The organism is Micromonospora sp. WMMD723 (genome assembly GCF_049863385.1).
Taxonomy (GTDB): Bacteria; Actinomycetota; Actinomycetes; order Mycobacteriales; family Micromonosporaceae; genus Micromonospora; species Micromonospora wenchangensis.
The window spans coordinates 3,539,450-3,552,700 of the sequence record NZ_JBMKNR010000001.1 but is presented as its reverse complement, the minus strand read 5'-3'; the positions used below and the strand labels follow the sequence as shown (position 1 = coordinate 3,552,700).

At 73.8% G+C, this 13,251-nt stretch carries 13 protein-coding genes and 1 pseudogene; 5 read left to right on the top strand and 9 right to left on the bottom strand.

Annotated features, from left to right (window positions below):
* Window positions 1-77: 77 nt before the first annotated feature.
* Window positions 78-983 carry an endo alpha-1,4 polygalactosaminidase gene (locus ACN261_RS16065; RefSeq protein ID WP_421486136.1) on the top strand — a complete coding sequence of 302 codons (906 nt, stop codon included), beginning with the start codon at window positions 78-80 and terminating at the stop codon, window positions 981-983.
* Between the two features lie 96 nt (window positions 984-1,079).
* Here ACN261_RS16065 and ACN261_RS16060 read toward each other — a convergent pair whose 3' ends face one another.
* The 9 genes and pseudogenes from ACN261_RS16060 to rsmD form a co-directional block, all read right to left on the bottom strand.
* A complete protein-coding gene (locus tag ACN261_RS16060) occupies window positions 1,080-3,299 on the bottom strand; it encodes an MMPL family transporter (protein ID WP_425850887.1) in 2,220 nt (739 codons plus the stop codon).
* A 223-nt stretch (window positions 3,300-3,522) separates the two neighbouring features.
* Window positions 3,523-4,380: a bifunctional DNA-formamidopyrimidine glycosylase/DNA-(apurinic or apyrimidinic site) lyase gene (mutM, locus tag ACN261_RS16055; RefSeq protein ID WP_420118462.1), complete on the bottom strand. Its 858-nt coding sequence runs from the start codon at window positions 4,378-4,380 to the stop codon at window positions 3,523-3,525.
* Window positions 4,373-5,293, bottom strand: a complete 921-nt coding sequence (gene rnc, locus ACN261_RS16050) for a ribonuclease III (protein ID WP_425850885.1) — start codon at window positions 5,291-5,293, stop codon at window positions 4,373-4,375. Before rnc ends, mutM begins: the two co-directional genes overlap by 8 nt.
* A gap of 143 nt (window positions 5,294-5,436) precedes the next feature.
* A pseudogene (locus ACN261_RS16045) lies at window positions 5,437-6,387 on the bottom strand (phosphate acyltransferase PlsX); the annotation flags it as partial.
* Window positions 6,388-6,522: 135 nt separating this feature from the next.
* Window positions 6,523-6,696 carry a 50S ribosomal protein L32 gene (gene rpmF, locus ACN261_RS16040; protein ID WP_088646032.1) on the bottom strand — a complete coding sequence of 58 codons (174 nt, stop codon included), beginning with the start codon at window positions 6,694-6,696 and terminating at the stop codon, window positions 6,523-6,525.
* 5 nt (window positions 6,697-6,701) lie between these two features.
* On the bottom strand, window positions 6,702-7,265 hold the full coding sequence (locus tag ACN261_RS16035; RefSeq protein ID WP_421486128.1) for a YceD family protein: 564 nt from the start codon (window positions 7,263-7,265) through the stop codon (window positions 6,702-6,704).
* A gap of 110 nt (window positions 7,266-7,375) precedes the next feature.
* Complete coding sequence (locus ACN261_RS16030) at window positions 7,376-7,873, bottom strand: hypothetical protein (RefSeq protein WP_088646034.1); 498 nt, start codon at window positions 7,871-7,873, stop codon at window positions 7,376-7,378.
* Window positions 7,874-8,027: 154 nt separating this feature from the next.
* Window positions 8,028-8,513: a pantetheine-phosphate adenylyltransferase gene (gene coaD / locus ACN261_RS16025; RefSeq protein ID WP_088646035.1), complete on the bottom strand. Its 486-nt coding sequence runs from the start codon at window positions 8,511-8,513 to the stop codon at window positions 8,028-8,030.
* Window positions 8,510-9,073, bottom strand: a complete 564-nt coding sequence (rsmD, locus tag ACN261_RS16020) for a 16S rRNA (guanine(966)-N(2))-methyltransferase RsmD (protein WP_421486126.1) — start codon at window positions 9,071-9,073, stop codon at window positions 8,510-8,512. Before rsmD ends, coaD begins: the two co-directional genes overlap by 4 nt.
* Before the next feature lie 308 nt (window positions 9,074-9,381).
* Here rsmD and ACN261_RS16015 point away from each other — a divergent pair, with 308 nt between their 5' ends.
* The 4 genes from ACN261_RS16015 (at window position 9,382) to ACN261_RS16000 (ending at window position 13,229) form a co-directional block, all read left to right on the top strand.
* Window positions 9,382-10,665: a cell wall anchor protein gene (locus ACN261_RS16015; RefSeq protein ID WP_425850881.1), complete on the top strand. Its 1,284-nt coding sequence runs from the start codon at window positions 9,382-9,384 to the stop codon at window positions 10,663-10,665.
* Between the two features lie 156 nt (window positions 10,666-10,821).
* Window positions 10,822-11,658 (top strand): ABC transporter ATP-binding protein, encoded by an 837-nt coding sequence (locus ACN261_RS16010; RefSeq protein WP_425850879.1) that lies wholly within the window; start codon window positions 10,822-10,824, stop codon window positions 11,656-11,658.
* Between the two features lie 8 nt (window positions 11,659-11,666).
* On the top strand, window positions 11,667-12,428 hold the full coding sequence (locus ACN261_RS16005) for an ABC transporter permease (protein ID WP_421486121.1): 762 nt from the start codon (window positions 11,667-11,669) through the stop codon (window positions 12,426-12,428).
* A gap of 30 nt (window positions 12,429-12,458) precedes the next feature.
* The gene (locus tag ACN261_RS16000) at window positions 12,459-13,229 is read left to right on the top strand and encodes a MerR family transcriptional regulator (RefSeq protein ID WP_421486119.1); all 771 of its coding nucleotides are present in this window, start codon (window positions 12,459-12,461) and stop codon (window positions 13,227-13,229) included.
* The last annotated feature ends 22 nt before the right edge of the window (window positions 13,230-13,251 follow it).

Sequence of the window (13,251 nt, the reverse complement as noted above, 5' to 3'; positions counted from 1 at the left end):
GACCGCGTCGTCGCCGGGGGCTTCTCGTTTGACCGGGTGAGGCGTGCGGCGTACCGCACGGGACCCGGGAGCAGCCGATGCGCATCCGGCCGTCAGCGTCCGCGACGCGCGGCGGGTCGTCGCTGCCCACCCGGCCACCGCGCCGCCACCCGGCCCGCCGGGTGCTGCCGGCCACGCTGGCACTCGCCCTGCTGACCCCGGTGTACGCCTGCCGTCCCGACCTCGGCCCACCCGGCGCACCGACCCCCTGGCCCCCCGCAGCGGCCCGGCAGTGGCGGTGGCAGTGGCAGCTCACCGGCCCGGTCGACACCACCGTCGACGCCGACGTCGTCCTGCTCGACCCGGTACGGGTGAGCACCGCCGAGACCGGGGCGCTGCGTCGGCGCGACCGGCGGCTGATCTGTCACGTGCCCGTCGGGACGTACGCGGGGACGGACCCGGACGCCGCCCGCTACCCGGCGGCGGTGCGGGGTGCTGCCGCCGGGCGGCCCGGCACCCGGTGGGTGGACGTGCGGCGGTGGGACCTGCTGCGGCCCGTCCTGGCCGACCGGTTCCGGCTCTGCCGGGGCAAGGGGTTCGGCGCGGTGGCCCTCGTCGACGCCGACGGGTACGCCCACCGGTCGGGCTTCCCGCTCGGCTTCGACGACCAACTGCTGTTCAACCGGCGCACGGCCGGGCTGGCCCGTTCCCTGGACCTCTCCCCCGGCCTGGTCGGCGACGTCGACCAGGTGGCCGCCCTCGCGCCGGACTTCGACTTCGCGGTCGACGAGGAGTGCGTCAGGTTGCGCCGCTGCGCCCGGCTGCTCCCCTTCGCCGACGCGGGCAAGCCGGTCTTCCAGGTCGAGTACGCCGGTGACCCGGCGCGGTTCTGCGTGACGACCGTCGGCTACGGCTTCGCCTCGATCCGTAAGAACCGCACCCTGGACGCCTGGCGGGTGCCCTGCCCCACCGTTGCCGGGCCGGTCCCCGGCACACCGCGGTGACCCGGACCGCGCGGTGCGGTCCGGGTCACCCGTGCCGCCGGCCACGGCGCTGCACCACCCGGGCGGGCGGTCACCGGCGGCGGGTCCGACGCTCGGTCAGTGCGCCCCGACCAGCTCCGGCGTCGGTTCGGCCGGTGGGGTGACGGCGGGCCGGTCGCGGCGGCGCAGGAACCGGGGGGCCCACCAGTTGGCCTCGCCGAGCAGGGTCATCACCGACGGCAGCACCACGGCCCGGATGATCGTGGCGTCCAGCAGGATCGCCGCGGCCAGCCCGATGCCGAGCTGCTTCATGTCGATCGTGCTGAGCGAGGCGAAGATCGCGAACACCCCGACCATCACGATCGCCGCGCTGGTCACCACCCCGGCCGAGGAGGTGATGCCGTAGGCGACCGCGTCGGCGTTGGACCGGCCGCCCCGGATGCCCTCCCTGATCCGGCTGACCACGAAGACGTGGTAGTCCATGGAGAGCCCGAAGAGCACCACGAACAGGAACAGCGGCAGCCAGGAGACGATCGCGCCCATCGAGGTGAAGCCGAGCAGGTCCTGCGCCCACTCGCCCTGGAAGACCAGCACCAGCAGGCCGTACGCGGCCCCGGCGGAGAGCAGGTTGAGCAGGATCGAGGTGAGGGCGACCACCACCGACCGGAACGTCCAGGTCATCACCAGGAAGGTCAGCGCCAGCACGAACGCCATCACCAGCGGCAGCTTCTCCCGGATGTGCCGGGCGTAGTCCTCGCTGGCGGCCACCCCGCCACCGACGGCGTACTCGACGCCGGGGATGCCGCGCAGTGCGGCGGGCAGCAGGTCGTCGCGGAGTTCGTGCAGGGAGCGCACCGACCGGTCGTCCCGGCTGGCGTACGGGGTGGCCACCTCCAGCACCGACACCCGGCGGTCGGCCGACACCTCGATCGTCGGGCCGTCCGCCTCGGCCGGGGCGAACAGCGGGTCGGCGGCGGCGGTGCGGGCCAGCCCGGTCAGGGCGGCGCGCACCCGGTCGGCCTGGTCGGCGGGGGCCCGTACGGCGACCGTGTGGCTGGTCCCGGTGCTCGGGAAGGCGGCGGTCAGCCGGTCGTACGCCTGCATCGCCGGGGTCGTCCGGGGCAGGTCCTCCATGCCGGGGAACTTCAGCTTCATGCCGAGCGCCGGGGCGGCCAGGGCGAGCAGCAGCCCCACCGAGACGATCAGGGTGGCCCGGGGAGCACGAAGCGCGGGTCGCAGCACCGCCGGCCAGAACCGGGGCCGGGCCGGCTGCCCGTGCCGGCCGGCGCGGGGGGCGGTGAGCCGCCACAGCAGCGGCACCCGGGGGCGGTCCACCCAGCGGCCCAGCTTGGCCAGCAGTGCCGGCAGCACGGTCAGCGAGCCGGTCACCGCGACGGCGACCACCAGGATCGAGCCGACGGCGAGGGAGGAGAAGACCACGTCGTCGGCGAGCATCAGGCCGGCCATCGAGATGATCACCGCGAAGCCGGAGACGACCACGGCGTGCCCGGACGTCTCGGCGGCGATCTCCACCGCGTCCAACCCGGACCGGCCCTTGGCCCGTTCCTCGCGTTCCCGTCGGACGTAGAACAGCGAGTAGTCCACCCCGACGGCCATCCCGATCAGCAGGATCACGCTGGAGGTGGTGTCCGTGGCGGGCACCAGGTGGGAGGCGAGGGTGGACAGACCCATCGCGGCGGCCACCGAGGAGAGCGCCAGCAGCACCGGCACCCCGGCGGCGATCAGCGCGCCGAACGCGACGATCAGGATGGCCAGGGTGACCGGCAGGCTGAGCAGCTCGGCCCGCTTGAAGTCCCGGCCCAGGGTGTCGTCCAGCGCCTGGTTGATCGACGGACCGCCGACCTGCTCGATCCGCAGCTGCGGGTGGGCGGCCTGGGCGTCGGCGGTGGCGTCGCGCAGCGGCTGCACCCGGTCGGCGGCGGTCTGCGGGTCACCGGCCATGGTGACCGGCACCAGCAGCGCGGCACCGTCGCGCGACGGGACCGGCTCGCCGACCGACGCCACCCCGGTGACCTGTCGCAGCCGGTCGGCCGCGTCGGTCGCGGCGGCCTGCGCGGCGGCCCGGTCCAGGGTGCCGGTACGCGGGGTGATCAGGATGTTCTCCACCGCCGGATCGGTGAAGTCGCCCGAGGTGACGATCACGTCGGCGTGACCGGATTCGCCGATCGCCTGGTCGGCCTGGGTGGCCTCGTTCAGGCCGGCGGCGTTGCCGCCGACGAAGCACACCGCCACGAAGACCACCCAGAGCGCGATCGCGCGCCACGGATGCTCCGCGCTCCACCGTGCCAACCGCACCGTCACCGGTCTGCCGCCCATCTGAGTCGGGCCCCCTTCCCGCCGGCGCCCTGCCGACCGTGCTGACGCTAGGGACGGCGACGCCGGGGCACATCGGGGAACGGCCCCGGCCCGCCCCCGAGGACGCGGGGGCGGTCGGGTCGGGTCGCCCGGGACGACCGACCGGGTGGATCGGGGAAAATCCGGCGGCGGCCCGGGGTGCCGGCGGCGCGGCACACCGGCGCAACCCCGAACCGGCTCGGGGTCAGCCCCTGAGGGCACCCCGGGGGCGGGGCTGACAGCGGGGGCAGCTGTACGACGACCGGTTCATGAACGCCTCCCGGCGGATCGGCGCACCGCACCGCCGGCAGGGCTCACCCTCCCGGCCGTAGACGTTCAGCGACCTGTCGAAGTAGCCGCTCTCCCCGTTGACGTTGACGTACAGGTCGTCGAAGCTGGTGCCGCCCTGCGTGATCGCCTCGCCGAGGACGTCCCGCACGTGCCCGAGCAGCCGACCCGCGGCGGGGGCGGTCAGCGCGTCGGTCGGGCGGGCGCCGTGCAGCCGGGCCCGCCACAGCGCCTCGTCGGCGTAGATGTTGCCCACTCCGGACAGCAGCGTCTGGTCCAGCAGGGCCCGCTTGACCTCGGTACGCCTGCGGCGCAGCGCGGCGACGAACCCCGCGTCGGAGAACTCCGGGTCCATCGGGTCGCGGGCGATGTGGGCGATCTCGGCGGGCAGTTCGGCGCCGCCCTCGCTGACCGCGAGCCCGCCGAACGTCCGCTGGTCGACGAAGCGCAGTTGCGGGCCGTCGTCGGCGAACCGGAACCGGACCCGCAGGTGCAGCTCGTCGGCCGCCTCGGCCGGCTGGAGCAGCAGTTGCCCCGACATGCCCAGGTGGCCGACGAGGGCGTCCCCGCTGTCCAGCGGCAGCCAGAGGTACTTGCCGCGCCGCCGCACGTCGGTCACCGTCCGGCCGGCCAGCACGTCGGCGAAGTGCGCCGGGCCGGGCGGGTGGCGTCGCACGGCCCGGGGGTGGCGCACCTCCACCGTCGAGATCCGCCGGCCGGTGACCCACTGGGCCAGTCCCTGCCGTACGGTCTCGACCTCGGGCAGCTCAGGCACGGCCCAGTCCCGCCTCGGCGGTCTCGTCCGCCGTCGGGAGCACCGCGTCGGCAGCCGGCCCGTCGGCGGTGGACCCGACCGTACCGTTGCCGGTGGACCCGGCCGGGCCGTCCGGGGTGGACCCGGGCGTCGCGTCGGCGTCGACCGGGCCGGGGCCGACCCGGTCCTGCTCGTCCGGCCCGCTGTCGGCCCGGTCCCGCTCGGCCTGCGCGGTGAGTTCCCGCCAGGCCGCCTCGGCGGCCCGCTGCTCGGCCTCCTTCTTGCTGCGGCCCTCCGACCCGCCGTAGCGGTTGCCGGCCACCACCACCCAGGCGGTGAAGGTCTTGAGGTGGTCCGGGCCGGTGCCCTCGATCCGGTACTCGGGCACCCCCAGGCCGAGCGCGGCGGTCAGCTCCTGGAGGCTGGTCTTCCAGTCCAGCGCCGCGCCCCGGCCCGCCGACTCGGCCATCAGCGGGTCGAACAGCCGGTGGATGACGACCGCCGCGGTGTCCAGCCCGTGCTGGAGGTAGATCGCGCCGAGCAGCGCCTCCAGGGTGTCGGCGAGGATGCTCGCCTTGTCCCGCCCGCCGGTGGTCTCCTCGCCCTTGCCGAGCAGCAGGTAGGCGCCGAGCCCGTCCGGGCCGAGGCCCCGGGCCACGTCGGCCAGGGCGCGCATGTTGACCACGCTGGCCCGCAGCTTGGCCAACTGCCCCTCGGGCAGGTCGGGGTGATTCCGGAACAGCGCCGTGGTGATCACCACGCCGAGCACCGAGTCGCCGAGGAACTCCAACCGCTCGTTGGTGGGCAGCCCGCCGTTCTCGTACGCGTACGAGCGGTGGGTCAGCGCCCGCTCCAGCAGCTCGGCGTCGAGTGTCACCCCGAACGCCGCCTCCAGGTGGCTGACGGGCGCACGCCGCCGCTTGTCGTTGCTCATGTTCCTACCTCTGCTTCGGTCCCGCCGGGGTACGCGGGCGGATGACCCGGGTGCCGGGCGGCGGGTGCGTTCTGGACCGTCGGGCCGGCCGGCGTGGGTCCGGTGTTCCCGGTCACCTCGTCGGCCCGGTCGGCGGCGGAACGGGTGGGGGTGTCCTCCCGCTCCGGGTCGGTGCCGTCGCTCGCGGGAAGGAGCGCGACCTGCTCCCGGACCTGCTCGGTGGCCCGGCGACGCCAGAGGTGGGCGGCCAGGGCGATACCGGAGGCGACGTCGTCCGGGGTCGCCGCGCCGTGGCAGACCACCACCGTCCCGCCGACCCCGAGCAGGGCCGCCGCCCGGGGCGCTCCGCCACTGGTCGGTGGGCCCCCGGCCATCGCGTACGCCCCCTCGATGGTCTTGAGCAGGATGTTGCCGGTGAAGCCGTCGGTGACGACCACGTCGGCGCGGACGCCGGACGTCACGTCGTACCCCTCGACCAGGCCGACGTAGCGGGCGTCACCGGGCAGCGCGGTGGCGGCGAGCATCAGGTCGGCGGTGCGGCGCGGGCGGTCCCCCTTGCCGGCCTCGGTGCCGACCGAGAGCAGGCCGACGCGGGGGGCGGCGACGGCGTGGGCGACGGCGGCGTAGGCCGCGCCGAGCACGGCGTGCCGGGCCAGGGTGGCCGGTCGGGGTTCCAGGGAGCCGCCGACGTCGAGCAGGACCACCGGGCCGGAGACGGCCGGGATCGTCGCCACCAGCGCGGGCCGGCGCACGCCGGGCCAGCGGCCGAAGCCGAGGGCGGCGGCGGAGACGGTGGCGCCGGTGGACCCGGCGGAGACGAGCGCGTCGGCGGCGCCGTCGCGGACGGCGGAGACGGCCGCCCGGACGGTGCTGTCGGCGCGGGGGGCGTGCTCGGTCGGCCCGGCGGCGGTCCGGGTGGCCCGGATGGTGATCCGGGTCCGTTGCGCCGGGGTCAGGGCGTCGACCACCCCGGCCGCGACCTCGGTCGGGCCGACGAGCAGCAGGTGCAGGTCCGGGTCGGCCCGCACCGCCCGCAGAGCGCCGTCAACCACGACGGCGGGAGCATCGTCCCCGCCGAGGAGGTCAACGGCGATCCGCGCGGTGCCCGACTCCCTCGCCGGGCCGGCCGGATCAGGCCGGCCGGTGTCGGAGGGAGCCGGGGCACCGGGCGATCGCCGGGGTGCGCGCGCCACCCGACCCGTGGTCGGGGGTGTCACTCGGCGTCCAGGTCAGACCTCGAGGACCTGGCGGCCGTTGTACGTGCCGCAGACGGAGCACGCCGCGTGCGGCAGCTTGGGGGACTTGCACTGCGGGCAGGCCACGGTCGCGACCACAGCCGCCTTCCAGTTCGCCCGGCGGGACCGGGTGTTGCTGCGCGACATCTTGCGCTTGGGGACGGCCACGGTTCCTACTCCTCTGTACGGTTCAGTTGCGACAGGCTCGCCCAACGCGGGTCGATCTGCTGGTGGCTGTGATCGGCCGGCAGATCGTCCCGGTGCACCCCGCATTCGGGGCACAGTCCCGGGCAGTCCTCCCGGCAGAGCGGGTTGGTCGGCAGCGTGAGCACCACCGCGTCCCGCAGCGCCGGCTCCAGGTCGATCAGATCGTCCTGCATCCGGCCCACCTCGTCCTCGTCGGTCGTGATGTCCGTGGTGCTGTTCTCGTACGCGTACAGCTCCTGGACGTTCACGGTCAACGAGTAGTCGATCGCGCGCAGGCAACGACCGCACTCGCCCTGGACGGGACCGGTCACGGTCCCGGAGACGAGCACGCCCTCGGACACCGACTCCAACCTCAGGTCGAGGTCGAGGTCCGCGCCCTCCGGCACGCCGATCAACTCTCCGCCGAGGTCCGCCGGTGCCGGCACGACCCGCCGATGCGTACGCAACGCGCCAGGGCGACGCGGCAGGTCCCTCGTGTCGAGGACCAGCGGCGCCCTGGGGTTGAGTGATGAAGGCGAGTGTTTGGGCATAGTCAGACTCCGGCCGGTGAGAGGCCGACAAAAAAGGTTACCTGGGCGACCGCCTGGTCGTCGAACCGGGGGCGACGCCCGACCCGTCCGTCGGTGGGATGAGGTGCCGCTCAGAAGGGTAACGGGCGTTCCGCCTCGTCCCCACCGAAGGTGCCGATCTCGCGCAGCGCGTGCATCTTGTCCCGCCCGCGCTCGATCGAGGCCAGCGCCCGGGTGAGGAACTGCTCGAAGTTCGCCAGCGCGGTGTCGACGTAGTCGTCGACCTCCTCGCGCAGCCGCTGCGCCTCGGCGCGGGCCTCGGCGATGATCCGGGCCCCCTCGTGCTCGGCGGAGACGGTGATCTCGTTCACCGAGACCAGCCGGGCGTGTTCCGCCTCACCCTCGCTGATGATCCGGTCGGCCTCCCGCTTGCCGGCTTCCATGATCTTGTCCCGCTCCTCCAGCAGGGCGGCGGCGCGGCGCAGGTCGGCGGGGAGTTCGGCGCGCATCTCGTCGAGGGCGGCGATCATCTCGCCCCGGTCGACCATGCAGTTGTTGCGCGACATCGGGACGGAGCGCGCCTGCTCCACCATGGCGATCAGTTCGTCGATGCGGTCGAGCGGGTCCACCGGTACCTCACTCCTGTCGTTCGTCGGCCGACCTACATGATGCGGCCTGCGCCCGGCTTCGGCGCTGCACCACATGATGTCGTGCCCCGGCCACCACCGCCGCCACCACCCCGGCCCGACGCGCCGCCCGGATGCGGCGTGACCGCGCGACGGTTCAGGGACGCGGGACGGTCAGCCGGGCCTGCAGCGCCCGGCGGACGGTGTCGGGCACGTGCGAGGAGATGTCGCCACCCCACTTCGCCACGTCCTTGACCAGGCTGGAGGAGAGGAACGAGTAGAGCGGGTTGGTCGGCATGAACAGCGTCTCCACGCCGGCCAGGCCGATGTTCATCTGGGCCATCTGCAACTCGTAGTCGAAGTCGCTGACCGCCCGCAGGCCCTTGATCAGCACACTCGCCTCCTGCGCCCGGCAGAAGTCGACGAGCAGCCCCCGGAACGACGCGACCCGCACGTTGCCGTACGAGGAGGTCACCTCGCGGAGCATGTCGATCCGCTCCTCGACGGTGAACAGGCCGCTCTTCGACTGGTTCACCAGCACGCCGACGATCACCTCGTCGAAGAGCCGGCTGGCCCGTCCGATGATGTCGAGGTGTCCGTTGGTGACCGGGTCGAACGAGCCGGGACACACCGCACGTCTCATGATCGGCGACCGTACCAAAGAGTGGTCTCGCCGTAACGCCGGCTGCGCCCGGCGGTGATGCCCTGCACCCAGTCGACCGGGCCGCCCCGGGTGGACCGCTCGACCACGACCAGCGCGTCGGGGGCGAGCCAGTCGTGCGCGACCAGCCCGGTCAGCAGGGCGGTGATCTCGTCGTCCGGCACCGCGTAGGGCGGGTCGGCGAAGACCACGTCGTACGGATCGCCGCCGGGCCCGGCCGCGACCACCCCGGCCACCCTGCCGGTGACCAGTCGGGCGGCGGGGGCGGCCCGCAGCGCGGCGACGTTCTCCCGGATCACCCGGGCGGCCCGGGGGTCGGACTCGACGAGCAGCACGTGCGCCGCGCCCCGGGACAGCGCCTCCAGCCCGACCGCGCCGGAGCCGGCGTAGAGGTCGGCGAAGCGGGCCCCGTCCAGGTCCACCTCGGCGGCGACGGCACTGAACAGCGCCTCCCGGACCCGGTCGGAGGTGGGTCGGGTACCGCCGCCGGCGGGTGCGGCGATCCGTCGTCCGCCGAGCGTGCCGGCCACGATCCGGGTCACGGTCTGCCCCTGTGCATGCCTGTGACGCTACGCGACGGGCGGCGCGGGCCGGCGGCGCGGTGCACCCGGGCCGGGTGACCACATGATCACTTCAGGTAGATCAATGATCTCATATGTATAACAACACTCCCTGTGCCGGCTGTGCGCTATGTCCGTATCGACGGGCCCACTAGGGTCGGCCCGGTGCCGGTGCCGCTCCGCCGGCCAGGGCGCCGGACCGGCGTCGTCACGGCGCTCCCCATCCCTGCCGTGACCCGACAGACGCCACCCCCGCCGCGCCCTGACGCACCCTCACCCCGGGAGTACGCGTGATCCGTCCCCAGCTGTCGCCACGGCGACCGCTCGCCGCGACCGCCGCCGCCCTGGCCGGCCTGGCCACGGCCCTCGCCCTGACCGCCCCGGCGGGCGCCACCGCAGCCTCACCGTCTCCCACGGCCACGGCCACGCCGACGGCGACCGCCACGCCGAGCGCGACGGCCACCACCCCGTCGGGCGGCGACCCCGCGCCGTCCTGCGTCGCCGCCGCCGACGCCCGCTACACGCACACCTTCGACGGGCCGGCGGGCAAGGCGTCGATCACGCTGACCAACGGCCCGCTGTGCCGGGGCGAGGAGCAGGATCTGGCCCTGGTGTCGTACGTGACGCCGTCGGCGAAGTTCGCCGTCCCGCAGTACGTGCTCGACAAGTCGGTCAAGAAGTTCACCGGGGTGGCCCCGGGCGAGCTGGGGGTGGCCACCCTCGACTTCGCCGTCGAGGTGCCGAACTGCTACACCCAGGTCGACTTCGTCTTCGGCAGCAAGCTGATCGACCCGCTGACCGACACCAGCGACCGGTACGGCGACCGCAAGGTCGGCAGCCCGGCCGGCATCGGCGCCCGCTCCACCGGCCCGCGCGCCTGGTACAACGGCGGCTCGGGCACCTGCTCGGCCGCGCCGGAGGTGATCGCCGAGTCCGACTGCGACGGCAACGTCGAGCTGACCCTGGTCAACCGCGGCGGCAACGCCGGGGCGACCTTCGCGATCGTCGGCAGCGGTGGGTTCACCGAGCAGGTGACCGTCCCGCTGCGCAAGATCGAGACCCGCAGGCTCAGCGCCGGGCAGGCGCAGGAGATCACCGTCACCGCCCCCGGCATGAAGGACTTCACCGGCGGCTGGCAGAAGCCCGCCGACTGCCAGCAGCCCGAGGTCGGCACCCCCGACGCCAGCTACGAGTCGAGCTGCGACAAGATGATCTTCCGGATCAGCAACCCGGAGGACGGCACCCCGCTGACCTCCGTGTTCACCCCCAACAAGGGCGAGCCGAAAAAGATCACCGTCGAGCCCGGCCGGACCGGGACGGTCAGCTTCCCGGCCAGCAAGGGGCTCACCGTCACCGTCACCGGTGACCTCGACTCTGGCGGCCCACTGAAGTGGGAGCAGCCGAAGGACTGCCCGTCCACCGGTGGCGGCGGTGGCGGCGGCGACCAGGACGGCGGCCTCCCGGTGACCGGCGCGGCGGCCGGTGCCATCGCGGCCGGTGCGGCCACCCTGCTGGTGGCCGGCGGGGTGCTCTTCCTCGTCGCCCGTCGTCGGCGCATCCGCTTCACCGTCTGACCCGCACAGCACACCCGCAGGGCGCTGCCCCCGCACAGCACCGCAGGGCGCTGCCCCGCACAGCACGCCCGCAGGGCGCGTCGACCGACCGGTCGACGCGCCCTGCGCGGTTTCACGCTTGACCCTGCCGCAGCGTCAACCTCGCATGCTGACGCCATGTCCACGACAGAGTCGACGCGAGCCCCCGGGCCCGCCATCCAGATCCGGGGCCTGACCAGGTCCTACCGCGAACTGCCCGTGCTGCGCGGAGTGGACCTCGACGTGGCCCCGGGCAGCATCCTCGCCCTGCTCGGCGCCAACGGAGCGGGGAAGACCACCCTGGTACGCATCCTCGCCACCCTGCTCCGGCCGGACGGCGGAACGGCCCACGTGCACGGCTTCGACGTCACCACCCAGGGCGCGCGGGTACGCGAGTCCGTCAGCCTCACCGGCCAGTTCGCCGCCGTCGACGAGATCCTCACCGGCCGGGAGAACCTGGTGCTGGTCGCCCGGCTGCGCCACCTGCCCGACCCCGGCCGGATCGCGGACGACCTGCTCGGCCGCTTCGCGCTCACCGACGCGGGCCGTCGGCGGGTGGGCACCTACTCCGGCGGGATGCGCCGCCGCCTCGACATCGCGATGAGCCTCATCGGCGACCCACCGGTGATCTTCCTCGACGAACCCACCACCGGGCTCGACCCGCAGGCACGGATCGAGGTGTGGCAGGCCGTCCGGGAACTCGCCCGCCGGGGCACCACCGTGCTGCTCACCACCCAGTACCTCGACGAGGCCGAACAGCTCGCCGACCGGATCGCCGTGCTGCACCACGGGCGGATCATCGCCGACGGCACGCTGGCCCAGCTCAAGCAGCTCCTCCCGCCCGCCACCGTCGAGTACGTCGAGAAGCAGCCCACCCTGGAGGACGTGTTCCTCGCCATCGTCGGCGACGACGGGGCCACCGCCGACACCGACCGCACCCCGGACCCCGCCCGCCCCGCCGGCACGAGCCACTGAGGACCCCGATGACCAGACACTTCCTGCCGGACACCGCCGCCCTGCTCGGGCGCTCGCTGCGGCACATCAGCCGCAGCCCGGACACCGTCATCACCACCACGATCATGCCGATCGCGTTCCTGCTGCTGTTCGTCTACGTGTTCGGCGGCGCGATCCGGACCGGGTCCGACCGGTACGTGAACTACCTGCTGCCCGGCATCCTGCTGATCACCGTCGTCTCCGGCATCTCCTACACCGCGTACCGGCTCTTCCTGGACCTCAAGGGCGGCATCTTCGAGCGGTTCCGGTCCATGCCGATCGCCCGCTCGGCCGTGCTCTGGGCACACGTGCTGACCTCGCTGGTCGCCAACCTGATCTCGCTCGTGGTGGTGGTGCTGGTCGCCCTCGCCATGGGCTTCCGCTCCGGGGCCGGCCCGCTGGCCTGGCTGGCGGTCACCGGCATCCTGCTGCTGTTCACCCTGGCGCTGACCTGGCTCGCGGTCATCCCGGGCCTGACCGCCACCTCCGTGGACGGCGCGAGCGCGTTCTCCTACCCGCTCATCCTGCTACCGTTCGTCAGCTCGGCCTTCGTGCCCACCGACACCATGCCCGGCCCGGTGCGGGCCTTCGCCGAGCACCAGCCGGTGACCTCCATCGTGAACGCCCTGCGCGGCCTGCTCGCCGGGCAGCCGGACGGCGGTGAGGTGTGGACCGCACTCGTCTGGTGCGCCGGCCTCCTCGTCGTCGCGTACGCTGGCGCGATGGTCGTGCACCGCCGTCGGGTCGGTTGACGGTGCGGCCGGATCGGGCAGGCTGAGGCCATGTTGACGATCGGACGGCTGGCGTCGTACGCCGGGGTGACCATCCGCGCCGTACGGCACTACCACCAGATCGGGCTGCTGCCGGAACCGGAGCGCGACGCCTCCGGCTACCGCACGTACGACGCGGCGGCGGTGGTACGCCTGATCCGGATCCGCACCCTCGCCGAGGCCGGCGTCCCGCTGAGCCGGGTCCGCGAACTGCTCGACGCCGACCCGGCGACGTTCGCCGCCGCCACCACCGAGATCGACCACCAGTTGCGTACCCAGATCCGGGCGCTTCAGGAGCACCGACGGCGGATCGCCAGGCTCCGTGACGGTGACACCCTCGCCGTCCCCGCCGAGGTGGTCGACTATCTGGACCGGCTCCGCGCCGCCGGGGTGCCACTGGTCGCCGTCGAGGGCGAACGCGACGGATGGATCCTGATGGCGGCGCGGTGGCCGGACGCGATCCCGACGCTGATGGCCGACAAGGTGGCCCAGCTCGACAACCCCCAGGTCGTCCAGTTCTACCGACTGATCGGACGGATCGCCGAGAACTGGCAGGACGAGGAGCTGCTGCACGAGACGGCGGACCTGATGGCCGAGATGTTCGCGCAGGCGGAGGCCGCCGGGGAGCTGGCGATGCAGAAGGAGGTCACCCCCGACCCCGCGTTCGTCAGGTTGATGGACTCGTTCGCCGACGCGGCCCATCCCGTCGTCAGGCGGCTGCGCAGGCTGGTCGCCGACCGGGGGTGGACCGGCTGGACCGTCATCGAGAAACGCCGTCCCTGAGCCGTCCCGCCGGGTCGTGGCG